This is a genomic window from Klebsiella ornithinolytica NBRC 105727 = ATCC 31898, from assembly GCF_001598295.1.
Taxonomy (GTDB): Bacteria; Pseudomonadota; Gammaproteobacteria; order Enterobacterales; family Enterobacteriaceae; genus Klebsiella; species Klebsiella ornithinolytica.
Genome location: NZ_BCYR01000023.1, coordinates 1 through 25,168 on the forward strand (window position 1 = coordinate 1; position 25,168 = coordinate 25,168).

26 protein-coding genes and 1 other annotated feature are annotated in these 25,168 nt (G+C 54.3%); of the genes, 12 read left to right on the forward strand and 14 right to left on the reverse strand.

Annotated elements, in window-relative coordinates; translation table 11 throughout:
- Positions 1-171: 171 nt before the first annotated feature.
- The 3 genes from clpB to rluD all read right to left on the reverse strand — a co-directional run bounded on the left by clpB (position 172) and on the right by rluD (position 4,582).
- Positions 172-2,745: an ATP-dependent chaperone ClpB gene (gene clpB, locus ROR01S_RS24750; RefSeq protein WP_015585933.1), complete on the reverse strand. Its 2,574-nt coding sequence runs from the start codon at positions 2,743-2,745 to the stop codon at positions 172-174.
- 128 nt (positions 2,746-2,873) lie between these two features.
- Positions 2,874-3,605, reverse strand: coding sequence for a purine nucleoside phosphorylase YfiH (yfiH, locus tag ROR01S_RS24755; protein ID WP_004866503.1), 732 nt, complete (start codon positions 3,603-3,605; stop codon positions 2,874-2,876).
- Positions 3,602-4,582 carry a 23S rRNA pseudouridine(1911/1915/1917) synthase RluD gene (gene rluD, locus ROR01S_RS24760; protein ID WP_004866507.1) on the reverse strand — a complete coding sequence of 327 codons (981 nt, stop codon included), beginning with the start codon at positions 4,580-4,582 and terminating at the stop codon, positions 3,602-3,604. The genes yfiH and rluD overlap by 4 nt, the downstream gene beginning before the upstream one ends.
- Before the next feature lie 131 nt (positions 4,583-4,713).
- Here rluD and bamD point away from each other — a divergent pair, with 131 nt between their 5' ends.
- The 4 genes from bamD (at position 4,714) to pheA (ending at position 7,479) form a co-directional block, all read left to right on the forward strand.
- Complete coding sequence (gene bamD / locus ROR01S_RS24765; protein WP_004866513.1) at positions 4,714-5,451, forward strand: outer membrane protein assembly factor BamD; 738 nt, start codon at positions 4,714-4,716, stop codon at positions 5,449-5,451.
- Positions 5,452-5,720: 269 nt separating this feature from the next.
- Complete coding sequence (raiA, locus tag ROR01S_RS24770) at positions 5,721-6,056, forward strand: ribosome-associated translation inhibitor RaiA (RefSeq protein ID WP_004866516.1); 336 nt, start codon at positions 5,721-5,723, stop codon at positions 6,054-6,056.
- Between the two features lie 106 nt (positions 6,057-6,162).
- Positions 6,163-6,287, forward strand: a sequence feature (Phe leader region).
- Positions 6,164-6,211, forward strand: coding sequence for a pheA operon leader peptide PheL (gene pheL / locus ROR01S_RS27415; RefSeq protein WP_193312497.1), 48 nt, complete (start codon positions 6,164-6,166; stop codon positions 6,209-6,211). (Overlaps the previous feature by 48 nt.)
- A gap of 31 nt (positions 6,288-6,318) precedes the next feature.
- Positions 6,319-7,479 (forward strand): bifunctional chorismate mutase/prephenate dehydratase, encoded by a 1,161-nt coding sequence (pheA, locus tag ROR01S_RS24775; protein WP_064359961.1) that lies wholly within the window; start codon positions 6,319-6,321, stop codon positions 7,477-7,479.
- On the opposite strand, the gene ROR01S_RS24780 is transcribed toward pheA, so the two are convergent.
- The 3 genes from ROR01S_RS24780 to aroF all read right to left on the reverse strand — a co-directional run bounded on the left by ROR01S_RS24780 (position 7,476) and on the right by aroF (position 10,616).
- Positions 7,476-8,348 carry an SMP-30/gluconolactonase/LRE family protein gene (locus ROR01S_RS24780; RefSeq protein WP_004866520.1) on the reverse strand — a complete coding sequence of 291 codons (873 nt, stop codon included), beginning with the start codon at positions 8,346-8,348 and terminating at the stop codon, positions 7,476-7,478. The genes pheA and ROR01S_RS24780 overlap by 4 nt on opposite strands.
- A gap of 66 nt (positions 8,349-8,414) precedes the next feature.
- Complete coding sequence (gene tyrA / locus ROR01S_RS24785; protein ID WP_004866523.1) at positions 8,415-9,536, reverse strand: bifunctional chorismate mutase/prephenate dehydrogenase; 1,122 nt, start codon at positions 9,534-9,536, stop codon at positions 8,415-8,417.
- A 9-nt stretch (positions 9,537-9,545) separates the two neighbouring features.
- Entirely contained in the window at positions 9,546-10,616 is a 1,071-nt protein-coding gene (gene aroF / locus ROR01S_RS24790) for a 3-deoxy-7-phosphoheptulonate synthase AroF (RefSeq protein WP_004866527.1), read from the reverse strand.
- 348 nt (positions 10,617-10,964) lie between these two features.
- Here aroF and yfiR point away from each other — a divergent pair, with 348 nt between their 5' ends.
- Genes yfiR through ROR01S_RS24805 form a run of 3 tightly spaced genes read left to right on the forward strand, consistent with a single transcriptional unit; the run spans position 10,965 to position 13,184 of the window.
- Positions 10,965-11,474: a regulatory sequestration protein YfiR gene (gene yfiR, locus ROR01S_RS24795; RefSeq protein ID WP_032718208.1), complete on the forward strand. Its 510-nt coding sequence runs from the start codon at positions 10,965-10,967 to the stop codon at positions 11,472-11,474.
- Positions 11,467-12,690, forward strand: a complete 1,224-nt coding sequence (gene dgcN, locus ROR01S_RS24800) for a diguanylate cyclase DgcN/YfiN (protein ID WP_015585931.1) — start codon at positions 11,467-11,469, stop codon at positions 12,688-12,690. Before yfiR ends, dgcN begins: the two co-directional genes overlap by 8 nt.
- Positions 12,691-12,701: 11 nt before the next feature.
- Complete coding sequence (locus ROR01S_RS24805) at positions 12,702-13,184, forward strand: OmpA family protein (protein ID WP_015585930.1); 483 nt, start codon at positions 12,702-12,704, stop codon at positions 13,182-13,184.
- A 4-nt stretch (positions 13,185-13,188) separates the two neighbouring features.
- Here ROR01S_RS24805 and ROR01S_RS24810 read toward each other — a convergent pair whose 3' ends face one another.
- From ROR01S_RS24810 to ffh, 7 genes are all read right to left on the reverse strand, one after another.
- A complete protein-coding gene (locus ROR01S_RS24810) occupies positions 13,189-14,553 on the reverse strand; it encodes a PepSY-associated TM helix domain-containing protein (RefSeq protein ID WP_015585929.1) in 1,365 nt (454 codons plus the stop codon).
- Between the two features lie 53 nt (positions 14,554-14,606).
- Positions 14,607-15,047 (reverse strand): DUF2946 domain-containing protein, encoded by a 441-nt coding sequence (locus ROR01S_RS24815; RefSeq protein ID WP_004866543.1) that lies wholly within the window; start codon positions 15,045-15,047, stop codon positions 14,607-14,609.
- 121 nt (positions 15,048-15,168) lie between these two features.
- Positions 15,169-15,516 carry a 50S ribosomal protein L19 gene (gene rplS, locus ROR01S_RS24820; RefSeq protein WP_002914145.1) on the reverse strand — a complete coding sequence of 116 codons (348 nt, stop codon included), beginning with the start codon at positions 15,514-15,516 and terminating at the stop codon, positions 15,169-15,171.
- Between the two features lie 39 nt (positions 15,517-15,555).
- Positions 15,556-16,323 carry a tRNA (guanosine(37)-N1)-methyltransferase TrmD gene (gene trmD / locus ROR01S_RS24825; protein WP_004866546.1) on the reverse strand — a complete coding sequence of 256 codons (768 nt, stop codon included), beginning with the start codon at positions 16,321-16,323 and terminating at the stop codon, positions 15,556-15,558.
- A gap of 31 nt (positions 16,324-16,354) precedes the next feature.
- Positions 16,355-16,903: a ribosome maturation factor RimM gene (rimM, locus tag ROR01S_RS24830; protein ID WP_004866548.1), complete on the reverse strand. Its 549-nt coding sequence runs from the start codon at positions 16,901-16,903 to the stop codon at positions 16,355-16,357.
- Positions 16,904-16,921: 18 nt separating this feature from the next.
- Positions 16,922-17,170, reverse strand: coding sequence for a 30S ribosomal protein S16 (rpsP, locus tag ROR01S_RS24835; protein ID WP_004866550.1), 249 nt, complete (start codon positions 17,168-17,170; stop codon positions 16,922-16,924).
- Between the two features lie 249 nt (positions 17,171-17,419).
- Positions 17,420-18,784: a signal recognition particle protein gene (gene ffh, locus ROR01S_RS24840; protein ID WP_004866553.1), complete on the reverse strand. Its 1,365-nt coding sequence runs from the start codon at positions 18,782-18,784 to the stop codon at positions 17,420-17,422.
- Positions 18,785-18,950: 166 nt separating this feature from the next.
- On the opposite strand from ffh, the gene ROR01S_RS24845 reads away from it, so the two are divergent.
- Positions 18,951-19,742, forward strand: coding sequence for a cytochrome C assembly family protein (locus ROR01S_RS24845; protein ID WP_004866556.1), 792 nt, complete (start codon positions 18,951-18,953; stop codon positions 19,740-19,742).
- Between the two features lie 118 nt (positions 19,743-19,860).
- Positions 19,861-21,147, forward strand: coding sequence for an HlyC/CorC family transporter (locus ROR01S_RS24850; RefSeq protein ID WP_032718085.1), 1,287 nt, complete (start codon positions 19,861-19,863; stop codon positions 21,145-21,147).
- 133 nt (positions 21,148-21,280) lie between these two features.
- Here the strand turns inward: ROR01S_RS24850 and grpE are convergent, their stop codons facing one another.
- Positions 21,281-21,871, reverse strand: a complete 591-nt coding sequence (grpE, locus tag ROR01S_RS24855; protein WP_004866563.1) for a nucleotide exchange factor GrpE — start codon at positions 21,869-21,871, stop codon at positions 21,281-21,283.
- A gap of 123 nt (positions 21,872-21,994) precedes the next feature.
- Here grpE and nadK point away from each other — a divergent pair, with 123 nt between their 5' ends.
- From nadK to bamE, 3 genes are all read left to right on the forward strand, one after another.
- Positions 21,995-22,873 carry an NAD(+) kinase gene (nadK, locus tag ROR01S_RS24860; RefSeq protein WP_004866566.1) on the forward strand — a complete coding sequence of 293 codons (879 nt, stop codon included), beginning with the start codon at positions 21,995-21,997 and terminating at the stop codon, positions 22,871-22,873.
- Positions 22,874-22,959: 86 nt separating this feature from the next.
- On the forward strand, positions 22,960-24,621 hold the full coding sequence (recN, locus tag ROR01S_RS24865; RefSeq protein WP_044348888.1) for a DNA repair protein RecN: 1,662 nt from the start codon (positions 22,960-22,962) through the stop codon (positions 24,619-24,621).
- Between the two features lie 147 nt (positions 24,622-24,768).
- Entirely contained in the window at positions 24,769-25,110 is a 342-nt protein-coding gene (gene bamE, locus ROR01S_RS24870; protein ID WP_004866572.1) for an outer membrane protein assembly factor BamE, read from the forward strand.
- Positions 25,111-25,168 lie beyond the last annotated feature (58 nt).

Consider the following 25,168-nt stretch of genomic DNA (forward strand, 5'->3'; position numbering starts at 1 on the left):
CTCCGTGTCAGTGGAGGCGCATTATAGGGGGTAATTCTGATGTGGCAAGTCTAAATTCAAATAAATGTTCCGTTCGCTCACTTATTAAACAATACCGCATCCGGACTTTAATTCTTGCCTGGTTTTTAAACAAAAACGAGCCCAGAGGGCCCGTTTTTGTCGTTTTGTGATTTACTGCACTGCCACTATATGGTCATCTTTCACCACCAGCTGAACTTCTTTACCGGGGATCAGCTCGCCGGAAAGAATTTGCTGTGCCAGCGGGTTTTCGATCTGCTGCTGGATAGCGCGTTTTAACGGACGAGCGCCATACACCGGATCATAACCATTCGCACTCAGCAATTTCAGCGCCTCATCGGACATGTGAACTTCGTAGCCACGTTCTTCCAGACGTTTGTACAGACGCTGCAGCTGAATCTGAGCAATAGAAGCAATGTGTTTTTCGCCAAGCGGGTGGAAGACCACGACTTCATCGATACGGTTGATGAATTCCGGGCGGAAGTTTTGACTGACCACACCCAGAATCAGATCTTTCATATGACTGTAATCCAGCTCGCCGAAACGCTCCTGAATCAGATCTGAACCAAGGTTAGAGGTCATAATCACAACCGTATTACGGAAATCGACCGTTCTCCCCTGCCCATCGGTCAGACGACCGTCATCCAGCACCTGCAACAGGATGTTAAACACATCCGGATGAGCCTTTTCTACTTCATCCAGCAGGATGACAGAGTAAGGACGACGACGTACCGCTTCCGTCAGGTACCCGCCCTCTTCATAACCGACATATCCCGGAGGCGCACCGACCAGACGCGATACGGAGTGTTTCTCCATAAACTCAGACATATCGATACGCACCATGGCATCATCGCTATCAAACATAAAGTTCGCCAGCGTTTTGCACAGCTCCGTTTTACCGACACCGGTTGGTCCAAGGAACAGGAACGACCCGATTGGACGGTTAGGATCGGACAGCCCGGCCCGGCTACGACGGATCGCATTGGATACGGCTTCAACCGCTTCGTTCTGACCAATCACCCGGCTATGCAGTTCCTGCTCCATACGCAGCAGTTTTTCACGCTCGCCTTCCATCATTCGCGCGACCGGAATACCGGTCCAGCGCGCCAGCACTTCCGCAATTTCCGCATCCGTCACTTTATTACGCAACAGACGCATCGTTTTACCTTCAGACTGCGTAGCCGCTGCCAGCTGTTTTTCCAGCTCCGGGATTTTGCCGTACTGTAGCTCGGACATCCGCGCGAGATCGCCGACGCGACGCGCCTGCTCAATCGCAATTTTAGCCTGCTCCAGTTCGGCTTTAATTGTCTGCGTACCGGAAAGAGAGGCTTTCTCCGCCTTCCACTCTTCTTCTAATACGGAATACTGACGTTCTTTATCTGCCAGCTCTTCATTCAACATATCCAGACGTTTCAGACTGGCCTCATCGGCTTCTTTCTTCAGCGCCTGCTGTTCCAGCTTGAGCTGAATAATACGTCTGTCGAGTCGGTCGAGCTCCTCCGGCTTCGAGTCAATCTGCATACGAATGCTGGATGCCGCTTCATCGATCAGGTCAATAGCTTTATCCGGCAGCTGCCGGTCAGCAATATAACGATGCGACAAGGTTGCCGCTGCGACGATCGCCGGGTCAGTGATCTGTACATGGTGGTGCAGCTCATAACGCTCTTTCAGACCACGCAGGATCGCGATGGTATCTTCAACGCTTGGCTCAGCCACAAACACTTTCTGGAAACGACGCTCCAGCGCAGCATCTTTTTCAATATACTGACGATACTCATCGAGCGTCGTTGCGCCGACGCAGTGCAACTCTCCGCGCGCCAAAGCAGGTTTGAGCATATTACCGGCATCCATCGCGCCGTCCGCTTTCCCCGCCCCGACCATGGTGTGCAGCTCGTCAATAAACAGAATGACGTTGCCTTCCTGTTTCGCCAGATCGTTCAGCACCCCTTTCAGGCGCTCTTCGAACTCGCCGCGATATTTCGCCCCGGCCACCAGCGCCCCCATATCCAGCGCCAGTACCCGGCGACCTTTCAGCCCTTCCGGTACTTCACCGTTGACGATACGCTGTGCCAGTCCTTCAACAATGGCGGTTTTACCGACGCCAGGCTCACCAATCAGCACCGGGTTATTTTTAGTCCGCCGCTGCAGAACCTGGATCGTACGACGAATCTCTTCGTCACGACCAATGACCGGATCCAGTTTGCCTTGTTCTGCCCGTTCGGTCAGATCGACCGTAAATTTCTTCAATGCCTGACGTTGGTCTTCGGCACCCTGATCGTTCACGCTTTCACCTCCGCGCATTTGTTCAATCGCCTGAGTCACGTTGGCGGTTGTTGCTCCGGCAGATTTTAAAAGGTCGGTCAGCGTACCGCGTGATTCAAGCGCCGCCAGAACGAAGAGTTCCGACGAAATAAAATTGTCCTTCCTCTTTTGCGCCAGCTTGTCGCAAAGGTTCAGAATACGCACCAAATCCTGGGACGGCTGTACGTCACCACCGGTGCCTTCCACCTGCGGTAAACGGCTCAGAGCCTGAGTAATACTGGTGCTTAACTCTCCGGCGTTAATGCCCGCAGAAGTTAATAAAGGACGTACCGATCCCCCTTCCTGATTCAGTAAGGCGCTCATTAAATGAAGAGGTTCGATGAATTGGTTGTCGTGCCCGAGTGCAAGCGACTGGGCATCGGCAAGAGCAAGCTGGAATTTATTGGTAAGACGATCCAGACGCATAACTCCTCCCATAACAGGTCAAATTTGCTACTGGAGATTAAATGAGGTCATCCCTCAATTATTCAAGGTTAAAGACCTGAACTATGCGAAAAATAAGTTTGCCTTCTGGACCGTCTTGATTCGCCAGGTTATCTCAACCAGATAAAACTCGCCATACGACCCGTCATCTTATCGCGACGATAAGAGAAAAAATCATCCTTTTCGCTTAGCGTACAGCGATCGCCACCGAAGATCTGCGTCACGCCGACATTGGCTAAGCGCTGACGAGCCAGCCGATAGATATCAGCAAAATATTTTTCGCCGACGGGGCGGAAAGCGTCTTCCGCTTTCCCGTCCTTGATTATAAACGCATCCCGCACTTCCGGACCGACTTCAAAAGCCTCAGGACCGATCGCCGGGCCAAGCCAGGCCAGAATGTTTTCCGGCTTATCGGCGAAACATGCGACCGTAGCTTCCAGCACACCGTCGCATAATCCGCGCCAGCCGGCATGAGCGGCGGCAACTTCCGTCCCTGCGCGATTACAAAAAAGAACCGGCAGGCAGTCCGCCGTCATCACCGCACACACCGTGCCCGGTGTATTGCAGTATGACGCATCCGCCCGTTTTGACTCATATGGCCCGCCGTCCAGCGTGAGCACCGCGGTACCATGAACCTGCTCCAGCCAGACCGGAAAGGACGGTAGCCCGCCTGCGGCAAACATCCGCCGACGGTTTTCTTCCACGTGCTGCAGATTGTCTCCGCAATGGGCGCCCAGATTGAGCGAATCGTACGGAGGCAGACTGACGCCGCCAATACGCGTGGAGCTACAGGCCGCCACGCCTTCCGGCACAGGCCATTGCGGTACAATCAGTTTAGTCATAGCCAGTCAATATCGTCCTTGTGATCTTCATAATCTGCACGCATTGCCTCAATCAGCTCAACCATATCCTGAGGAATCGGCGCATGCCATTCCATCTCAATGCCGCTGATCGGGTGGTACAGACGTAACATCGTCGCGTGCAGTGCCTGACGATCAAACTTGCGCAGAGCGGTGATAAACGCTTCCGATGCACCTTTCGGCGGACGCGGACGGCCGCCGTAGACCTGATCGCCCACCAGCGGATGGGTGATGTGAGCCATATGCACACGAATCTGGTGAGTACGGCCGGTTTCCAGACGCAGACGCAGACGCGTGTGAATACGGAAGTGCTCCATAATACGGTAATGCGTTACCGCCGGTTTCCCCATCGGGTGCACCGCCATATGCGTACGTTTCGTCGGGTGACGGCTGATAGGTTCTTCTACCGTCCCGCCCGATGTCATGTGACCAATTGCCACCGCTTCATACTCACGGGTGATTTCACGCAGCTGCAGCGACTCCACCAGACGCGTTTGCGCCGGGATGGTTTTCGCTACGACCATCAGACCGGTCGTATCTTTATCCAGACGGTGAACAATACCCGCGCGCGGTACGTCGGCAATCGGCGGATAATAGTGCAGCAGCGCATTCAGCACAGTACCGTCGGGATTGCCCGCGCCCGGGTGAACAACCAGATCGCGCGGTTTATTGATCACGAGGATGTCATCATCTTCGTAGACGATATTGAGCGGAATATCCTGCGGCTCGAAGCGCACGTCTTCTTCGATTTCAACATCGATGGAGACGCTCTCTCCCCCTAAAACTTTTTCTTTCGGCTTGTCGCTGACAGCGCCGTTTACCAGCACTCGCTGGTCGAGGATCCATTCTTTTATGCGCGAACGCGAATAATCCGGGAACATTTCGGCCAAAGCCTGATCTAAGCGTTGACCGAGTTGATTTTCGGACACCGTTGCGGTGAGTTGTACTCGTTGTGCCATATACAGCTTCTTCGTTTAACGTTGGGTTTTACGGCTTTGCCGTTTAATATAGTGTGCTATTGTAGCTGGTCTTAATCGGGAGCAGGAACAGAGATTCTCCCGCATAAACATTTTGAGGAAGTCAAAACGTCATGACGCGCATGAAATACCTGGTGGCAGCGGCCACACTGAGCCTGGCTTTGGTGGGTTGCTCCGGCTCAAAGGAAGAGGTGCCTGATAATCCGCCGAATGAAATCTACGCGACCGCCCAGCAAAAGCTGCAGGACGGTAACTGGAAACAGGCAATAACGCAACTGGAAGCGTTGGATAACCGCTACCCGTTCGGTCCTTATTCCCAACAGGTACAGCTGGACCTGATTTATGCGTATTACAAAAATGCCGATCTGCCGCTGGCTCAGGCCGCCATCGACCGCTTTGTTCGTCTGAACCCTACGCATCCTAACATTGATTACGTCATTTATATGCGTGGTCTGACAAATATGGCGTTGGATGACAGTGCGCTGCAAGGATTCTTCGGGGTCGATCGCTCCGACCGCGACCCACAGCACGCTCGCGATGCCTTCAACGACTTCTCCAAACTGGTACGCGGCTACCCGAACAGCCAGTATGCGACCGACGCCTACAAACGTATGGTGTTCCTGAAGGATCGCCTGGCGAAGTACGAACTGTCAGTGGTTGATTACTACACCGACCGCGGCGCATGGGTTGCCGTCGTGAACCGTGTCGATGGTATGCTGCGCAGCTACCCGGATACCCAGGCGACTCGCGATGCGCTACCGAAAATGGAAAACGCCTACCGCCAGATGCAAATGAACGCTCAGGCAGACAAGGTGGCGAAAATTATCGCCGCTAACGGTAAAAACACCTGATCGTTTTCAGATAAGCAAAACGGCAGCTATGAGCTGCCGTTTTTTATTGCTCAGGCGCCAGAGCTGAAGCGTTTTAGCGCCGAGTCATCCTATCAAATATGACTCCCTTTCCCCTTTCCGACAAGAAAAATCTCACCTGTTCCTGCCCTGCCTCACAAAATGAATTCGTTGACAAAAAGTGACATTAAAATGTGATACAGATCACACATATTGACATTGGGAGAGGTATGCTGGGTTCACCAAGACGGGAAAGACAAGAGGTAAAATTTATGACAATGAACATTACCAGTAAACAAATGGAAATTACTCCGGCAATTCGCCAGCATGTCGCAGACCGTCTCGCCAAATTGGATAAATGGCAAACCCACTTAATCAACCCGCACATCATTCTCTCCAAGGAGCCGCAGGGTTTTGTCGCTGATGCAACCATTAATACGCCAAACGGGCATCTGGTCGCCAGCGGAAGAAGTGAAGATATGTACGTCGCAATCAACGAATTGATCAACAAGCTGGAACGGCAGCTGAATAAAGTGCAACACAAAGGGGAAGCCCGCCGCGCCGCAACATCGGTGAAAGAGGCAGGCTTTGTGGAAGAAGAAGAGTAATCCTTAACTTAATATTGTGTAACGCCACGCGCCTTCGGGCGCGTTTTTTATTGACAGGATGAAAACAGTACGGGTACTGTAATCTCAACTGAGCCAAGGAATTCATCGTGAAACGACTAGCGTTCTTCTTCGCATTCTTTTTTACCTTCCCCTGAACGGGAGGCGATTCGTCGTGTGATAAAGAATGCGAAGACGAACAACAAGGCCTCCCAAACGGGAGGCCTTTTTTATTGATAAATCAATAACAAGAAAGGCAACACATATGACCGAGGAAAACCCGTTACTGGCTCTGCGCGATAAGATCAGCGCACTGGATGAAAAACTGCTCGCGCTGCTGGCAGAACGCCGCGGACTGGCTGTAGAGGTCGGTAAAGCGAAGCTGGCATCACACCGTCCGGTTCGTGATATCGACCGCGAGCGCGATCTGCTGGAGCGTCTGATAACGCTGGGGAAAAGCCACCATCTGGATGCCCACTACATCACCCGCCTGTTTCAGCTGATTATCGAGGATTCCGTTCTCACCCAGCAAACCCTGCTGCAGCAGCATCTGAATAAAATCAATCCGCATTCAGCGCGCGTGGCTTTCCTGGGACCAAAAGGGTCATATTCGCATCTGGCCGCCCGCCAGTACGCGGCGCGCCATTTCGAACAGTTCATCGAGAGCGGCTGCGCAAAATTTGCCGATATCTTTAACCAGGTGGAAACCGGCCAGGCCGACTACGCGGTCGTTCCTATCGAAAATACCAGCTCCGGTGGCATCAATGATGTCTACGATCTGCTGCAGCATACCAGCCTGTCGATCGTCGGTGAGCTCACGATCCCAATCGATCACTGCGTTCTGGTCTCGGCGTCAACCGATCCGCAGCACATTCATACCGTATATAGCCACCCGCAGCCGTTCCAGCAGTGCAGCCAGTATCTGAGCCGTTATCCGCACTGGAAAATTGAATACACGGAAAGCACCTCTGCAGCGATGGAAAAAGTGGCTCAGGCAAACTCACCGGGCGTCGCCGCGCTGGGTAGCGAAGCCGGTGGCGCGCTGTACGGCCTGCAGGTTCTTGAACATTGCCAGGCCAATCAGACACAAAACATCACCCGTTTCCTGGTGCTGGCACGTAAAGCGGTGAATGTTTCCGAACAGGTACCGGCAAAAACCACGCTGCTCATGGCAACCGGACAACAGGCCGGTGCGCTGGTTGAAGCGCTGCTGGTGTTGCGCAATCACAACCTGATCATGACTAAGCTGGAATCTCGTCCGATTCACGGCAACCCGTGGGAAGAGATGTTTTATCTGGATATCCAGGCCAACCTGGAATCAATGCCTATGCGTAAGGCACTAAAAGAGCTGGCCGAGATTACCCGTTCCATGAAAGTTCTGGGTTGCTACCCAGGCGAAAACGTCGTGCCGGTCGCTCCTATCTAACGCTCTGTAAATACGGGTTTCTTCATCCCTGCCACCGTCACCGGCAGGGTGAAGATAGCGCCGGAAAGCGGATATTGCTGGACTTCGTCGGCAGACATATTTTCGCGCGTGGTCGTGATGTATAACGTGCGCATATCCGCTCCGCCAAAACAGACCATTGTCGGGCAGCGCACCGGTAATCGATGCTCTTCCAGCTGTTCACCGGTCGGTGAAAAACGGGCAACACGCCAGCCATCAAACATTGCGCTCCAGTAGCAACCCTCTTCATCCACGGCCGCCCCGTCTGGAATCCCCTCTCCAGGCTGAAAACGCCGAAAGACTTCGCGTTTACCGGGCTCGCCCTGTTCATCCAGCGGAGTGCGGTAGATAACCGCGTTTGGCGTATCCGAGGTGTACATCCAACGCTTGTCTGCGCTAAAGGCCAGACCGTTGGCGCCATGGATATCGCACTGAATCACCCGCGGAGTGAGATCGTGGTTGATGCGCATCAGCAGCGCGCCGTTATAATCTCCTGGCCCCCAGAATGTACCGGCATAAAAACGCCCGTCGCGATCGGTGCCGCCATCGTTAAAGCGTGCCAGCTGCGGGTTGCTCGGATTATCACAAATTTTGCGTCGCAACAGACCATGGGCATCGGTAAGCCAGATAGCGCTGCGTAGCGCCACAATAAAGCCCCCTTTCTCGCGCAGGGCAAAGCAGCCCACTTCTTCGGGAAACTGCAGAACCTGATGTTCGCCGCTGCGGATGTCGTAACGGTGAATTTCGCACTCCAGAATATCGGCCCAGTAGAGCGCCTGCTCGGCGTCACTCCAGGTCGGACATTCCGGCAGATGTCCTGCGTAATCAAACAGCGGTTGTGGTTCAGCCATCGTTTTCATCCCTATAAAAAAAGCCAGCGGGTTTCCCCTCTGGCTTTGATTATATACGGTTTTCCGTTACTGCCGGTTATCATTCGCCTGACGCAGCAGCGTCCGACTTTCGCTCTGGAAGCGCTGGGCATAATCGCCAAACCAGTGCTCCACTTTGCGGAAGCTGTCGATAAACGCCTGTTTATCCCCCTGCTCCAGCAGGCCAATCGCTTCACCAAAACGCTGGTAGTAGCGTTTAATCAGCGCCAGATTGTTTTCCGATGACATAATAATATCCGCATACAGCTGCGGATCCTGCGCAAACAGGCGGCCAACCATCGCCAGCTCAAGGCGGTAGATCGGGGATGACAACGCCAGCAGCTGTTCGAGGCGAACGTTTTCTTCCGCCAGATGCAGGCCATAGGCAAAGGTCGCAAAGTGACGTAGCGCCTGAATAAAAGCCATATTCTGATCGTGTTCAACGGCGCTGATACGGTGCAGGCGGGCGCCCCAGACCTGAATTTGCTCAAGGAACCACTGATATGCCTCCGGCTGACGACCATCGCAGTAAACCACCACCTGCTTCGCCAGGCTGCCGCTGTCCGGCCCGAACATCGGGTGCAGACCCAGTACCGGACCACGGTGCGCGGCCAGCATCGCCTGCAAAGGTTCCGCTTTCACCGACGCCAGGTCGACCAGGATACAGTCCGCCGGTAACGGCGGCAGCTGACCAATTGTATCGACCGTCGCATGGATAGGCACGCTAACGATGACCATTCCGGCATCAGCAACAATGTCCGCTGCCCGCGCCCAGTCGTCTTTCTCCAGGATACGTACCTGGTAGCCTGAAAGCGTCAGCATTTTCTCAAACAGACGCCCCATCTGCCCACCGCCGCCGACAATCACCACCGGGCGCAGATTCGGACACAGCGTTTTGAAGCCTTTATCATTCTCGCTGGAATATGACTCGCGCATGACGCGACGCAGCACGTCCTCGATAAGATCGGGCGGAACGCCCAGCGCCGACGCCTCTTCCCGTCGGGAAGCCAGCATCGCCGCTTCCCGTTCCGGGACGTAAATCGGCAGCCCATACTGGCTTTTGACCTCTCCGACTTCGGCAACCAGCTCCAGGCGGCGCGCCAGTAGCCCCAGCAGAGCCTTATCGACTTCATCAATTTGATCGCGTAACGCGGTCAGTTCAGCAACCATACTATCCTCTTACCCCAGACGAGCCGCCAGATGACCGCGCAGATCCTGATCCAGTTCGCGCAGCAGGGCATCAGTCGTTTCCCAGCTGATGCAGGCATCGGTGACGGACACGCCGTATTTCATATCACAACGCGGCTGTTCAGAAGACTGATTACCTTCGTGGATATTACTTTCGATCATCAGGCCAATGATGGAACGATTACCATCTTTAATCTGTGCGACGACGGATTCCGCAACCGCAGGCTGGCGGCGGTAGTCTTTATTAGAATTCCCATGGCTGCAATCTACCATCAGTGACGGTTTCAGTCCCGCCTGAGCCATCTCTTTTTCACACTTCTCGACATCTTCCGGGCCGTAGTTAGGGGCTTTACCGCCGCGCAGAATAACGTGGCCGTTCGGATTGCCCTGGGTTTGCAGCAGACAAACCTGGCCGGCCTGGTTAATCCCGACGAAACGGTGCGGCATCGCCGCGGCGCGCATCGCGTTAATTGCCGTCGACAGGCTACCGTCGGTACCGTTTTTAAAGCCAACCGGCATTGACAGACCTGACGCCATTTCACGGTGAGTCTGGGATTCGGTCGTGCGTGCGCCGATAGCAGACCAGCTAAACAGATCGCCGAGGTACTGCGGGCTGTTTGGATCCAGCGCTTCCGTTGCCAGCGGTAACCCCATGTTAACCAGCTCTACCAGCAAGCGACGCGCAATCTTCAGACCGCCTTCAACATCAAACGAGCCATCCATATGCGGATCGTTAATCAACCCTTTCCAGCCCACGGTAGTACGAGGCTTTTCAAAATAGACGCGCATGACCAGGTAGAGGCTATCGCTGACCTCTTCGGCAAGTGCTTTAAAACGATGAGCGTATTCAATTGCCGCCTCTGGATCGTGGATCGAGCAAGGTCCACACACCACCAGCAGACGCGGATCGCGGCCGGCAATAATGTCAGATATGGTCTGACGGGACTGCGCGATTTGCGCTTCTTGTTCGAGGCTCAGCGGGAATTCAGCTTTCAGCTGATCCGGCGTGATCAGAACCTGTTCGTCGGTAATATGTACGTTATTCAGCGCGTCTTTTTGCATGATTGCGATCCTGTGTAGCTCGTTTGCGATAGTTGGTTCCTCGGTGAGGAGTGACGTAACGATACCACACAAAGTAAAGATTTCAATCCATAATCCGTAAATTTTACTTTACACCAGCAAATTAAATGGCCCTTTATTTCGCCATAAGTGTAAACTTATTGGTACAACACCATATTTACCCCTGCTGACGCTCACCTTTCCCCCACCTTCGTTTACGAATAATCCTGGTCAGAATTATCTCAAAGCAAAGTGGGGCGTTTAATGACGCTCCCCACCAACAATGGTATCCTGCGCCCGGGCATCAGCGATCTGCAATTCATGCACCCGACGAACCTGACGGATCCGTTAATGAAAGAGTTCTACCGTCTTTTTTTTATTTTTTTGTTATTTATCGTGGGCTACCCCGCTTTTGCCGCTGACGCACCTAAAAATGTTCGGGCTATTGTTTCGGGTATTGTCACCTATACCCGCTGGCCAGCGTTATCTGGCCCACCGAGGCTGTGTATTTTTTCTACCTCGCGTTATACCTACAGCCTGGCTCAGGAACATCCTGAGGCTTTGCCGTACAAACCGGTCATTGTGCGTAATACAGAAGAAGCGTTGAATACGGTTTGTGATGGATTTTATTTTGGCAGCGAGTCGCCCTCTCAACAGGCGAAGCTCACGGCAGAATATCCATCACGCCCCTTATTACTCATTGCGGAACAAAATAGCGAGTGTGCAATCGGCAGTGCTTTTTGCCTGATCATAAATGACAAAAGGGTCAGATTCTCCGTGAATCTGGATGTCCTGACACACAGCGGTGTGCGGGTTAATCCAGACGTACTGATGCTTGCCCGGAATAACGCACATGAATAAGGATTTCTCTCAGGCTCCGCGCCCCACCTTTAAACGCGCACTACGCCGCATCAGCGTAATAAGCGTAGTGATCTCTATGACCCTGGTCTGGCTATTGCTGAGTACCGCGTCAGTCTTTACCTTGAAACAGTATGCGCAGAAGAATCTGGCGCTGACGGCCGCCACGATGAGCCGTAGTCTTGAAGCCGCGCTGGTTTTCGATGACAGCGCTGCGGCAGAAGAGACGCTGGCGACGCTCGGCAGGCAGGGGCAGTTTTCCGAAGCGCTGGTGCTGGATAACCAGCAAAATCACTTCGCCGTCTGGCGTAATACGGACCTGGTTCGGCAGGAGAAATTCAGCGGCCTCATCAGCAAATGGTTGTTTCCTGAACCCACAACCCAGCCAATCTTGCATCTGGGGAAGGTCGTCGGCGAACTTCGGCTGACGGCGCTGGACAGCCTGATAAGCCACTTCCTCGGCATATCTATTATTGTTTTGACCGGCAGTATTCTGCTGGCCTCATTTATCGCCTTATTGCTGACGCATTCTCTGCACCACGGCATCGTCACCGCCTTACAAAGCATTACCGAGGTGGTACATGACATCCGGGAAAACCGCCACTTCTCCCGTCGGGTCCCTGAAGAGCGTATCGAGGAGTTCCATCTGTTCGCCCAGGACTTTAATAGCCTGTTGGGTGAAATGGAGGACTGGCAGCAGCAGCTGCAGGCTAAAAATGCCCAGCTGTTACGCACCTCGTTACATGATCCCCTCACCGGACTGGCCAATCGCGCTGCGTTTCGCAACGTTATCAGTACATTAATGAAAGATGAGGCTGCCCGACGCAGTTCGGCATTGCTCTTTCTTGATGGCGATAACTTTAAGCTGATTAATGATAACTGGGGCCATGCGACGGGAGACAAGGTCCTCATCGAAGTCGCCAGCCGGCTGATGAATTTTGTCAGCAAGCGCCATCAGGCCTGGCGTTTAGGCGGTGACGAATTCGCGATCTTGTTGCGTGACGTACACTCAGAGGCGGAAGTCAAGACGCTCTGCACATCGTTATCCAGCCAGTTTCTTGAACCGTTTAATCTGCATAACGGCCATACTGCGACCCTGTCGCTCAGCATTGGCTATGCGCTGGCCTGGGAACATGCGTCAGCGGAGAACCTGCAGGAGTTCGCCGATCAACATATGTATCGGATGAAACACCGGCGTATTCCTCAAGTACAAAAATAAAAGGAACAACCATGCTCAGGAAATATTTTGCTCCCGCACTGATGGCCGCAGTTTTACTCACCGGCTGTCAGGCCCCGCAAGGGAAATTCTCTCAGGAACAGGTTGCTGCCATGAAGTCCTACGGCTTTACAGAAAGTGATGGCGACTGGTCGCTGGGTTTGTCCGACAGCATCCTGTTTGATAAAAATGACTACCATCTGCGCAGCGATAGCCAGGCGCAAATCCAGAAAATGGCCTCTCGTCTGGCTTCTACCGGGATTACGCACGCCCGGTTAGACGGACACACCGATAACTACGGTGAAGACGGCTATAACGAAATGCTGTCGCTTAAACGCGCCAACATCGTCGCGGATGACTGGGCGAAGGGGGCCAATATCCCGCGCAGCAATTTAACGACCCGCGGGTTAGGGAAAAAATATCCGATCGCCAGCAACGATACGGCGAAAGGGCGTGCTGAAAACCGTCGCGTTACGGTGGTCATCAGCACGCCGTAGGCACTTAGTCGACCGACTTCGCGAGCATGACGGCCGTTGCCGCCCGCCAGCGCAGATAGTCAATCACCAGTCCTGCCGCGAGGCTGGCGCCCATTAACGGTAACGCCAGCCCCAGCATCACTGCCATCGCCAGCGTGAGCGCGCGGGCGGGCCATCCCAGGTTGAACCACGCCTGAATCAGGGTATTCGCCGGGTTAAACGCCGCATGAGCCGGCCGCCGGATCCACCACAGGCGATACCCCACCACAATCATCACGCACAGCGCGATCCCAAACGCGATCAGCAGCAGTTGATTGGCAAGACCAAACAGAATCCCCATATGGAAATCCACGCCCCAGCGGGTGAGCTTCGCCATTAACGGGAAATCGACAAAGCGGGTGCGATCGACAACCTGCATGGTCTCCCCATCAATCGCCACAGCATCCACCTGCGTGGGCCAGCTTCGGTCAATTTCATTGACCGTCCACGCCCGCCCCGCCGCCGCCGGAGGGCGGATTTCCAGCTTGCTGGCAGCGAGACCCGCCGCACGCGCGATCGTCAGCACCCGATCAAACTGTTCGCCTTTCGCCGCCGGCGCCGCATCTGCCCGATGCCCCATATGGTGTTCGGCATGCGGATCATGCGGCATCGGCATGGCACTATGCAGCTGCGTATTCACCTGCGGGGTCAGCCAGCCGAATGCCGCGCGCATTTTATCCACATTGCCGCCGGCCCACTGCGACCAGGTCAGCCCGGTGGCGGAGAAAAGCAGCATACCTGCCAGTAGCCCCCAGCCCAGAGAAACATGCAGACGACGGCTATTCTGCATACGATTATTTATCCGCCTGCGGGGACGAGTCATCGCCCAGAGGACAATGCCACCGAGAGCCGCAACCCACATCCATGATGCAGCCAGCTCGCTATAAAGCCGGCCGCTATCCCCGAGCAGCAATGATTTATGGGCGTAATCGATCCACTGGCGCAGCGGTAAAATTCCGCTGGTACCATAGACCGTCATATCGCCCTTCACTTTCAGCGTTACCGGGTCGATAAAGATCGCCCGGGACTCAGACTCTCCCAACTGCGGATCGGCAAACATCACCCGCGTGGTCTCCCCGGCCTTAATCGCCGGGCGCAACGCCTGTAAACGAAGATTCCCCTGAGTCGTCTCTTCCGCGACCGCCAGCTGGGCGCTAAGCGGCTGACGATCGCCGCTCAACGAGCCACGAAGGGCATCCTGATAGAGCCAGTTCTCCAGCTGTGGAGTGGCCACGTACAGCGTCCCGGTAAGGGCCGCCACGAAGATAAACGGCCCGATAAACAGACCAATATAGAAATGGAGGCGTCGCAGCAGGTTCAGCCATGCCGCGCGCGAGGTGCAGGTAGTCATACTTTTCCTTTCTGAAAGCAAAAAGAGAACGTGGCGCTGTGCGCCTTGTTATTTTAAAAAGCAGAAAAAGCAGACCGATGCGGCGGCGCGCGGGTTTCGGGGTACAGCCAGGGGAAGAAATGCCGGCGCTTCAGCACCAGACAGGGGAAAAGCACGCGCACGCGGCGCAGGATAACGGAGATAAGCAGCGCCAGCGCAAACAGCAGCCCCGGAACGTGAGCCAGCAGCACGCAGTAGCCACAGGCCTCCGCATGGTCGAGCGGCATCGTGTGCGTCGACTGGGGCGCAGGAGAATCCACCGGGTGGGACATCATCTGCTCATGCGGCATATCCGCCATCATCATGGCATGATGCATGCCGGGCATAGCGCTCATCGGATCTTTTTGCAATGAGACCGAGATCAGCGGCGCAATCACAATCAGCAGGATCGAAAACAGCGCCAGCCATGCGGCCCGCCGTATAAACGCTGAGTGTAGAGAAAGTTTGCTGACCACCGCCCCTCCGAAATGAGAGCGATATTGTAAATGATTTACATCAGAATGGTTAAATTGAAGATAAAAAAAGGGCCGGCCCAACGGGCCAGCCCTTTTCATCAGGATGTCGCGAAAGCGAATCTTAGTTAAGACGCTCTTTGATACGAGCAGACTTACCGGTACGCTCACGCAGGTAGTACAGTTTAGCTTTACGTACAGCACCACGACGTTTAACAGCAATGCTGTCAACTACCGGAGAGTGAGTCTGGAAGACACGCTCAACGCCTTCGCCGTTGGAAATTTTACGAACAGTGAATGCAGAGTGCAGACCGCGGTTACGAATAGCGATAACCACGCCCTCGAATGCCTGCAGACGTTTTTTGGAACCTTCAACAACCCATACTTTCACTTCCACGGTATCACCCGGACGGAAGGAAGGTACGTCCTGCTTCATCTGTTCTTGTTCAAGTTGCTTAATAATGTTGCTCATAATTTAATCTCTTATCCTGGGTAAACTGATATTGGGGGCTTACGCCATCCCATCATGTTTATGCTGCTGTTTTGCGTGTTCAGTTTTGAACTCCGCCAGCAACTTTGCTTGCTCTTCAGTCAGAGCCAGGTTTTCCAAAAGTTCAGGTCTTCTAAGCCAGGTACGGCCCAGCGACTGTTTCAAACGCCAGCGACGAATCTCAGCATGGTTTCCCGACAGCAAAACTGGCGGTACTTCCATCTCTTCTAACACTTCAGGACGGGTATAGTGTGGGCAGTCCAGCAATCCATCGGCAAAGGAATCTTCCGTTGCCGATGCCTCATGACCCAGAACCCCCGGAATAAACCGGGAAACGGAGTCAATCAGCGTCATGGCTGGTAACTCACCACCGCTGAGGACGTAATCACCGATTGACCATTCTTCGTCAATTTCGGTCTGGATTACGCGCTCATCTATGCCTTCATAGCGACCGCACACCAGAATCAGTTTCTGATTCGTTGCCAGTTCGCTGACGCCCGCTTGATCAAGCTTGCGTCCCTGAGGTGACAGATAAATCACCTTTGCGCCTTCACCTGCCGCGGCTTTTGCTGTGTGAATGGCGTCCCGTAAGGGTTGCACCATCATTAGCATCCCCGGTCCGCCGCCGTAAGGACGATCGTCCACGGTACGGTGCCGGTCATGAGCAAAGTCACGAGGACTCCAGCTCTGGATGCTCAGCAGGCCATTTTTTACTGCCCGGCCAGTTACCCCGTAATCGGTAATTGCGCGGAACATTTCAGGAAACAGGCTAATTATGCCAATCCACATAGCGCCGTCTTTTACCGTTTATCCGGAGAATTTAAAAACCAGGATCCCAGTCTACTTCGATTGTGCGAGTAGCGAGATCGACTTTCTTGATAACCTGCCCATCGAGGAACGGAACCAGCCGCTCCTTGATACCAAATGCATCTTTCAGGTTTGCCTTAATGACGAGAACGTCATTTGACCCGGTTTCCATCATGTCGATGACTTTACCAAGGCCATAGCCTTCTGTGGTTACTACCTGGCAGCCCATCAGGTCTTTCCAGTAATAGTCACCCTCTTCGAGCTTCGGCAGCTGCGAGGAATCCACGACAATTTCGCAATTAGTCAGCAGATTCGCAGCATCACGATCGTCAATGCCTTTCAGCTTAATAACGATGTCCTGATTATGGTGGCGCCAGCTTTCCAGCTCAACGACCTGCCACTGACCCGCCTTCTGGATTAACCAGGGCTGATAGTCAAAAATGCTTTCGGCGTCTTCGGTGGAGGAAAACACTCTGAGCCAACCACGGATACCGTAGGAAGAACCCATCTTGCCCAATACGATCGGATCAACAGGTGCTTGTGCGGTGTGTTGCTTGCTCATCATGACCACCGTGACAGATTAAGCTGCTTTGTTTGCTGCTTTGATCAGCGCTGCAACGCGATCGGAAACGGTAGCGCCCTGGCCAACCCAGTGAGCGATACGATCCAGATCCAGACGCGTTTCTTCTTCGTTCGCAGAAGCGATCGGGTTGAAGAAACCAACGCGCTCAATGAAGCGACCGTTGCGTGCATTACGGCTGTCGGTGACAACAACCTGGTAGAACGGACGCTTTTTAGCGCCGTGACGAGCTAAACGAATAGTTACCATAACATCCTCTTGTGTGAATAGAACACCCGGGCCCCATCGAGGAACGGAGCCCGGGTGTCATATTAAAAGCCCGAAAATTTTACTCATTTTTGGGGAAATTGCAATCAACAGTTGATAAGTCTGCTATAAAAGGCCGTCGGCGGTGCGGTCAGTTCGGTGCCGACGTGCGCGCAGCCACCGGAGCGTACACGTAGTACGTGAGGATGGCGAGCACACCCCGGTGCCGAAATGGCAAACAAGCCAGGCCGATTAGCGACCAGGGAATCCTGGGGGCATCATCCCTTTCATCCCACGCATCATCTTCATCATGCCGCCTTTCGACTTCATCTTCTTCATCATGCGCTGCATATCATCAAACTGTTTGAGCAGACGGTTCACATCCTGCACCTGCATCCCGCAGCCGGCGGCGATACGGCGCTTACGTGAACCTTTAATGATTTCCGGCTTAGCACGCTCTTTCAGCGTCATCGAGTTGATGATCGCTTCCATCCGCACCAGCACTTTGTCATCCATCTGGGATTTCACGTTGTCCGGGATCTGCCCCATGCCGGGCAGTTTGCCCATCAGGCTGGCCATGCCGCCCATGTTTTTCATCTGACGCAGCTGCTCAAGGAAATCGGTCAGATCGAAACCATCGCCTTTCTTCAGCTTGGAGGCCAGCTTCTCGGCCTGCGCGCGGTCAACCTTGCTCTCGATATCTTCGATCAGCGACAGCACGTCGCCCATGCCGAGAATACGGGAAGCAATACGATCCGGGTGGAATGGCTCCAGCGCTTCGGTCTTTTCACCGACGCCAAGGAACTTAATCGGTTTACCGGTGATGTGGCGAATCGACAGCGCGGCACCGCCGCGGGCGTCGCCATCGACTTTGGTCAGCACCACGCCGGTCAGCGGCAGCGCTTCGTTAAAGGCTTTGGCGGTATTCGCGGCATCCTGACCGGTCATCGCATCAACGACGAACAGCGTTTCTACCGGGTTAAGAGAAGCGTGGACCTGTTTGATTTCGTCCATCATCGCTTCATCAACGTGCAGACGACCGGCGGTATCCACCAGCAGCACGTCGTAGAACTTCAGCTTCGCTTCTTTCAGCGCGGCGTTAACGATATCGATCGGCTTCTGGCCCACATCGGACGGGAAGAAATCAACGTTAACCTGCTCAGCCAACGTTTCCAGCTGTTTAATCGCCGCCGGGCGATAAACGTCCGCGGAGACCACCAGCACTTTCTTCTTGTGCTTCTCACGCAGGAATTTACCCAGCTTCGCGACGCTGGTGGTTTTACCCGCACCCTGCAGACCCGCCATCAGCACGACGGCCGGCGGCTGAGCGGCTAAATCCAGCGCCTGGTTCTCTTCGCCCATCGCCGCAACCAGCTCGTTACGTACGATTTTGACAAACTCCTGACCCGGGGTCAGGCTTTTGTTTACTTCATGACCCACCGCGCTCTCTTTGACGCGGCTGATGAAGTCACGAACGACAGGCAGCGCGACGTCCGCCTCCAGCAGCGCCATGCGGACTTCACGCAGGGTATCTTTAATATTGTCTTCGGTAAGGCGTCCGCGGCCGCTAATGTTGCGCAGCGAACGCGACAAACGATCGGTTAAATTATCAAACATTGTCTCTCGCCTGAGGTGGAAACTGTCGGTCGCAGCAGCGACACGAAAACACGGATTTGGCGCAGTATAACACGACATGAAGCGCGATGTGATGCAACGGTTGGAGCAGACGTCGCGTGACGCTATACTGCTTCTCTTTCTTATTTAGTCAACAGTCGACACCCATATGCCTGTTTTTGCTCTGCTCGCGCTTGTCGCCTACTCCATCAGCCTTGCGCTGATCATCCCCGGCCTGTTGCAAAAAAACAGCAGCTGGCGGCGGATGGCGATTCTTTCCGCAACTATTGCGTTGATTTGTCATGCTTTTGCGCTGGAGTCACGTATTTTCCCCGGCGGCGAGAGCGGACAGAATCTCAGTTTATTAAACGTCGGTTCGCTGGTCAGTCTGATGATCTGTACGGTGATGACTATCGTCGCGTCGCGTAACCGCGGCTGGCTGCTGCTGCCTATCGTCTACGCATTTGCGTTGATTAACCTGGCTTTCGCCACTTTCGTGCCGAACGAATACATCACCCATCTGGAAACCACGCCGGGAATGCTGGTGCACATCGGCCTGTCGCTCTTCTCTTATGCGACGCTGATTATTGCCGCGCTGTATGCGCTCCAGCTGGCATGGATCGATTATCAGTTGAAGAACAAAAAGCTGGCCTTCAGCCATGAAATGCCGCCGCTGATGAGTATCGAGCGTAAAATGTTTCATATTACGCAGGTCGGCGTGGTCCTGCTGACGCTGACGTTGTGCACCGGTTTGTTTTATATGCATAACCTGTTTAGCACGGAAAATATCGATAAAGCCGTGCTGTCGATCGTCGCGTGGTTCGTCTATATCGTTCTGTTGTGGGGCCACTATCATGAAGGATGGCGCGGTCGTCGGGTCGTCTGGTTTAACGTCACCGGTGCAGGCCTGCTGACGCTGGCTTACTTTGGCAGCCGCGTGCTTCAACAGTTTATTAGTTAACCCCGAACACCCGCCTGTCCCGGCAGGTGTCATCATTGCAGAAAGCCTGAAGACTGGCGCGCTCAGCGCCAGCAGGCTCATAAAATAGCCTACCGGGCCAGGCGTTAAGGAGTCCCCCCTGGAACACATATCTACCACCACGCTGATCGTGACGCTGATTATCATGGTGATTATCTCCGCCTATTTCTCCGGTTCTGAAACCGGGATGATGACCCTGAACCGCTATCGACTGCGGCATATGGCGAAACAAGGCAACCGCCAGGCAAAGCGCGTAGAAAAGCTGCTGCGCAAACCCGACCGTTTAATCAGCCTGGTGCTGATCGGCAATAACCTCGTCAACATCCTCGCCTCCGCGCTGGGGACGATTGTCGGTATGCGTCTGTATGGCGATGCCGGGGTGGCCATTGCCACCGGCGTACTGACCTTCGTGGTCCTGGTTTTTGCCGAGGTCCTGCCTAAAACCATCGCGGCGCTGTATCCGGAAAAGGTCGCCTACCCGAGCAGCTTCTTACTGGCGCCGCTGCAGGTGCTGATGATGCCGCTGGTCTGGCTGCTGAACACCATCACCCGCCTCCTGATGCGCATGATGGGCATCAAAACCGATATTATCGTCAGCGGCGCGCTGAGCAAAGATGAGCTGCGCACCATCGTGAACGAGTCGCGGACCCAAATCTCCCGCCGTAACCAGGACATGCTGCTGTCGGTGTTGGATCTCGAAAAGGTCAGCGTCAATGACATCATGGTCCCGCGCAATGAAATTATCGGTATTGATATTAACGACGACTGGAAATCAATCGTTCGCCAGCTGACCCACTCTCCTCACGGACGCATCGTGCTGTATCGCGGCTCGCTGGACGACGCCATCAGCATGCTGCGCGTACGTGAAGCCTATCGCCTGATGACCGAGAAAAAAGAGTTCACCAAAGAGGTGATGCTGCGCGCCGCCGATGAAATTTACTTCGTGCCGGAAGGAACGCCGCTCAGCACGCAGCTGGTGAAGTTCCAGCGCAATAAGAAGAAAGTAGGCCTGGTGGTCGATGAGTACGGTGACATCCAGGGGCTGGTGACGGTAGAAGATATTCTCGAAGAGATTGTCGGTGACTTCACTACCTCAATGTCGCCGACGCTGGCTGAAGAAGTCACGCCGTTAACCGACGGAACCGTCATCATTGATGGCAGCGCCAACGTGCGCGAAATCAATAAAGCGTTTAACTGGCATCTGCCGGAAGATGAGGCCCGAACGGTTAACGGGATTATTCTGGAGGCGCTGGAAGAGATCCCGGTTCCCGGCACGCGCGTGCGCATCGAGCAATATGATATCGATATTCTCGACGTCCAGGACAATATGATTAAGCAGGTGAAGGTCAAGCCGGTGAAGCCCCTTCGCGAGAGCGCCGCCGAGTAATCGACAGGCCTGACGCAGAGACGGTGGACCCTGGGTTCGCCGTTTTTTTTGCCCGCAGCTTTCCTGGCAACAAAACCGCAACGCGATAAAAACAATAAAAAACGGCCGCCCTTGGGCGGCCGTTGGAGGCGAATTATTTCGCTTTCGCTACGGTTACCATCGCTGCGCGAATGGTACGACCGTTCAGGGTATAGCCCTTTTGCATCACGCCCAGCACGTTGCCAGCCGCCACATCGTCAGACTCAACCATGGCGATGGCCTGGTGCACGTTAGGATCCAGCGGCACGTTGGTATCGGCAATCACTTCCACACCGAATTTGCGTACGACATCCAGCATCGACTTCAGCGTCAGCTCAATACCTTCAACCATGGAAGCCATGTCCGGATTGGCTTTATCGGCCACTTCCAGCGCGCGGTCCAGGCTGTCGATAACCGGCAGCAGTTCGTTAACGAACTTCTCCAGAGCAAATTTGTGCGCTTTTTCCACGTCCAGCTCGGTACGACGACGCAGGTTTTCCATTTCCGCTTTTATGCGCAGGACACCATCGCGTTCACGAGTCTGAGCTTCAGCCAGCTGCGCTTCCAGATTCGCAATTTTTTCATCGCGCGGATCCACCTGCTCAGCAGAAACTTCAGGCTCAACCGCCTCAACGTTCTCGTGCTGTTCCGTGATAATTTCTTCCGGGGCTTGCCCGTCAGGCGTTTTCTGTTCTTTACTACTCATGAATTTCTCCGCGTTTTTTTCGCATTCATCTCGCTAACTTCGCTTATTATGGGGATCCGTTTCCGGGTTTCAAGGGAAGCTGTCAGATTGTCATCATTCATTTAACGCAAGGACATCCAGAACATGAAGAACCATTTCAAGTGTATAGGCATTGTGGGACACCCTCGTCACCCAACCGCGCTGACCACACATGAAATGCTCTGGCGCTGGCTCTCCGGCAAAGGCTACGAGGTTCTGGTCGAACAACAGATTGCCCATGAGCTCCAGCTTAGCAACGTCAAAACGGGCACGCTGGCGGAAATTGGTCAGCAGGCGGATCTGGCGGTAGTGGTGGGCGGCGACGGCAATATGCTCGGCGCAGCGCGAACGCTGGCACGTTACGATATCAACGTCATCGGCATTAACCGCGGCAACCTAGGTTTTCTGACCGATCTCGACCCGGATAACGCTCTACAGCAGCTCGCCGACGTCCTGGAAGGCCACTACATTTCGGAAAAACGTTTTTTGCTGGAAGCCCAGGTCTGCCAGCAAGATTGCCAGAAGCGCATCAGCACAGCGATTAATGAAGTGGTCCTGCACCCGGGCAAAGTCGCGCATATGATTGAGTTCGAAGTGTATATCGATGAGGTGTTTGCCTTCTCCCAACGTTCAGACGGCCTGATTATCTCCACGCCGACGGGCTCCACCGCCTATTCATTATCCGCCGGAGGCCCCATCCTGACACCCTCCCTGGATGCCATTACCCTGGTCCCTATGTTCCCGCATACCCTCTCGGCGCGTCCGCTGGTGATTAACGGCGACAGCACCATTCGCCTGCGTTTTTCCCAGCGCTGCAGCGATCTGGAGATCAGCTGCGACAGCCAGATAGCGCTGCCGATTCAGGATGGCGAAGATGTCCTTATCCACCGCTGCGATTATCATCTGAATCTCATTCATCCAAAAGATTACAGCTATTTCAATACATTGAGCACCAAACTCGGCTGGTCGAAAAAATTGTTCTGATTTTAGCAGTCGCCTCTTTACTGGATAAAAAACCAGTCTATACTGTACGAAAACACAGTAATGGTTTTTCATACAGGAAGGCAGCTATGCTGGCGCAACTCACCATCAGTAACTTTGCTATCGTTCGTGAACTGGAAATCGATTTTCACAGCGGAATGACCGCGATCACCGGGGAAACCGGTGCAGGGAAATCTATTGCCATTGATGCGCTGGGGCTGTGCCTCGGCGGAAGAGCCGAAGCAGACATGGTGCGAAGAGGCGCCAGCCGCGCAGACCTGTGCGCCCGCTTCGCCTTAAAAGATACTCCGGCGGCGCAGCGCTGGCTGGAAGAGAACCAGCTGGAAAGCGGACGTGAGTGTTTACTTCGCCGCGTCATCAGCACCGACGGTCGTTCGCGCGGCTTCATTAACGGTACCGCCGTTCCCCTCTCCCAGCTTCGCGAGCTTGGTCAGCTGCTTATTCAGATCCACGGCCAGCACGCGCACCAGCTATTAACGAAGCCAGAACACCAAAAAACGCTGCTCGATGGTTATACCGGTGAGTATGCGCTTACTCAGCGTATGGCTGAACACTACCGCCAGTGGCATCAAAGCTGCCGCGAGCTGGCCCAGCATCAGCAGCAGAGCCAGGAACGCGCAGCCCGCGCCGACCTGCTGCAATATCAGCTGAAAGAGTTGAATGAGTTCAATCCACAGCCGGGTGAGTTCGAACAAATCGATGAAGAGTACAAACGTCTGGCCAACAGCGGCCAGCTGCTGACCACCTGTCAGCACGCGCTGACGGTGCTCGCAGATGGCGAAGAAGCCAACCTGCAGAGCCAGCTCTACACTGCCAGGCAGCTGGTGACCGAGCTCGTCGGTATGGACAGCAAGCTCTCGGGCGTGCTGGATATGCTTGAAGAGGCGGCTATTCAGCTCAGCGAAGCCAGCGACGAACTGCGTCACTATAACGACCGTCTGGATCTCGACCCGAATCGTCTGTTCGAGCTCGAGCAACGCATCTCTCGCCAGATAGCCCTGGCGCGTAAGCATCAGATCACCCCGGAAGAGCTCCCCGCATTTTATCAGGGTCTGCTGGAAGAGCAGCGGCTGCTGGACGACAGCGCGGGCTCGCTGGAATCACTTAGCCAGACCGTGATAGAACACCATCAGCTGGCGCTAGAGACTGCTCAGCAGCTGCACGCTCTGCGTCAAACCAGTGCGCAAGAGCTGGCGCAGTTAATCACGGAGAGTATGCGCTCACTTTCCATGCCTCACGGGGTGTTTGCCATCGAGGTTGCCTTTGATGAGCGTCATCTCACCGCCGAAGGGGCCGACCGTATTGAGTTTCGCGTCACCACCAACCCAGGACAGCCGCTTCAGCCCATTGCTAAAGTCGCTTCCGGTGGCGAACTGTCGCGTATTGCGTTGGCCATTCAGGTCATTACCGCGCGGAAGATGGAAACGCCGGCCCTGATTTTCGATGAGGTAGATGTCGGTATCAGCGGCCCGACGGCGGCAGTCGTCGGCAAACTGCTGCGTCAGCTGGGCGAATCGACCCAGGTCATGTGCGTCACTCACCTGCCGCAGGTTGCCGGCTGTGGCCATCATCATTTCTTCGTCTGCAAAGAGACCGACGGCGAGATGACGGAAACCCATATGCACCCGCTCGACAAACGGGCGCGACTGCAGGAACTGGCCCGTCTGCTGGGCGGTAGCGAAGTCACTCGTAATACGCTGGCAAACGCGAAAGAGTTGCTCGCGGCGTAAACTTTTTGATTTTCGCAGAGTCATAGTGAACAGCAAATTGCCGCAAGACCTGCAGTCGAAGGTTTCCAACTGGGCAAAGGTCTATTATTATCGGCATATTACAGATGAGCCACGTACTGCTCGGGCCCGAAAAGGAATAAAATCACTATGCGCTGTAAAACGCTGACTGCTGCCGCAGCGGTTCTTCTCATGTTGACCGCAGGCTGTTCCACTCTGGAACGAGTGGTTTACCGTCCTGATATCAACCAGGGTAACTATCTGGCACCCAACGATGTAGCAAAAATTCGTGTCGGCATGACGCAACAGCAGGTTGCTTATGCGCTGGGTACCCCAATGATGTCGGATCCGTTTGGTACCAACACCTGGTTCTATGTTTTCCGTCAGCAGCCTGGGCATGAAAAAATCACCCAGCAGACGCTAACGCTGACCTTCAACAGCAGCGGCGTGTTAACCAACATTGATAACAAACCGGCTCTGACCAACGAGTAATGCCGTAAACACCTTGCTGCAAAAAGACAAAAAGCGCTCACTGAGCGCTTTTTTTATC

What these genes read in the sequence shown, in the direction of transcription:
- tyrA (WP_004866523.1), bottom strand. Translation starts at nt 9,536, where the DNA reads ATGGTTGCTGAACTGACCGCGTTACGCGATCAAATTGATGAAGTCGAT.
- yfiH (WP_004866503.1), bottom strand. Translation starts at nt 3,605, where the DNA reads ATGACTAAACTGATTGTACCGCAATGGCCTGTGCCGGAAGGCGTGGCG.
- bamE (WP_004866572.1), top strand. Translation starts at nt 24,769, where the DNA reads ATGCGCTGTAAAACGCTGACTGCTGCCGCAGCGGTTCTTCTCATGTTG.
- ROR01S_RS24805 (WP_015585930.1), top strand. Translation starts at nt 12,702, where the DNA reads ATGCTCAGGAAATATTTTGCTCCCGCACTGATGGCCGCAGTTTTACTC.
- recN (WP_044348888.1), top strand. Translation starts at nt 22,960, where the DNA reads ATGCTGGCGCAACTCACCATCAGTAACTTTGCTATCGTTCGTGAACTG.
- aroF (WP_004866527.1), bottom strand. Translation starts at nt 10,616, where the DNA reads ATGCAAAAAGACGCGCTGAATAACGTACATATTACCGACGAACAGGTT.
- grpE (WP_004866563.1), bottom strand. Translation starts at nt 21,871, where the DNA reads ATGAGTAGTAAAGAACAGAAAACGCCTGACGGGCAAGCCCCGGAAGAA.
- ffh (WP_004866553.1), bottom strand. Translation starts at nt 18,784, where the DNA reads ATGTTTGATAATTTAACCGATCGTTTGTCGCGTTCGCTGCGCAACATT.
- rpsP (WP_004866550.1), bottom strand. Translation starts at nt 17,170, where the DNA reads ATGGTAACTATTCGTTTAGCTCGTCACGGCGCTAAAAAGCGTCCGTTC.
- rimM (WP_004866548.1), bottom strand. Translation starts at nt 16,903, where the DNA reads ATGAGCAAGCAACACACCGCACAAGCACCTGTTGATCCGATCGTATTG.
- nadK (WP_004866566.1), top strand. Translation starts at nt 21,995, where the DNA reads ATGAAGAACCATTTCAAGTGTATAGGCATTGTGGGACACCCTCGTCAC.
- dgcN (WP_015585931.1), top strand. Translation starts at nt 11,467, where the DNA reads ATGAATAAGGATTTCTCTCAGGCTCCGCGCCCCACCTTTAAACGCGCA.
- ROR01S_RS24780 (WP_004866520.1), bottom strand. Translation starts at nt 8,348, where the DNA reads ATGGCTGAACCACAACCGCTGTTTGATTACGCAGGACATCTGCCGGAA.
- raiA (WP_004866516.1), top strand. Translation starts at nt 5,721, where the DNA reads ATGACAATGAACATTACCAGTAAACAAATGGAAATTACTCCGGCAATT.
- ROR01S_RS24810 (WP_015585929.1), bottom strand. Translation starts at nt 14,553, where the DNA reads ATGACTACCTGCACCTCGCGCGCGGCATGGCTGAACCTGCTGCGACGC.
- yfiR (WP_032718208.1), top strand. Translation starts at nt 10,965, where the DNA reads ATGAAAGAGTTCTACCGTCTTTTTTTTATTTTTTTGTTATTTATCGTG.
- clpB (WP_015585933.1), bottom strand. Translation starts at nt 2,745, where the DNA reads ATGCGTCTGGATCGTCTTACCAATAAATTCCAGCTTGCTCTTGCCGAT.
- ROR01S_RS24845 (WP_004866556.1), top strand. Translation starts at nt 18,951, where the DNA reads ATGCCTGTTTTTGCTCTGCTCGCGCTTGTCGCCTACTCCATCAGCCTT.
- rluD (WP_004866507.1), bottom strand. Translation starts at nt 4,582, where the DNA reads ATGGCACAACGAGTACAACTCACCGCAACGGTGTCCGAAAATCAACTC.
- trmD (WP_004866546.1), bottom strand. Translation starts at nt 16,323, where the DNA reads ATGTGGATTGGCATAATTAGCCTGTTTCCTGAAATGTTCCGCGCAATT.
- bamD (WP_004866513.1), top strand. Translation starts at nt 4,714, where the DNA reads ATGACGCGCATGAAATACCTGGTGGCAGCGGCCACACTGAGCCTGGCT.
- rplS (WP_002914145.1), bottom strand. Translation starts at nt 15,516, where the DNA reads ATGAGCAACATTATTAAGCAACTTGAACAAGAACAGATGAAGCAGGAC.
- pheA (WP_064359961.1), top strand. Translation starts at nt 6,319, where the DNA reads ATGACCGAGGAAAACCCGTTACTGGCTCTGCGCGATAAGATCAGCGCA.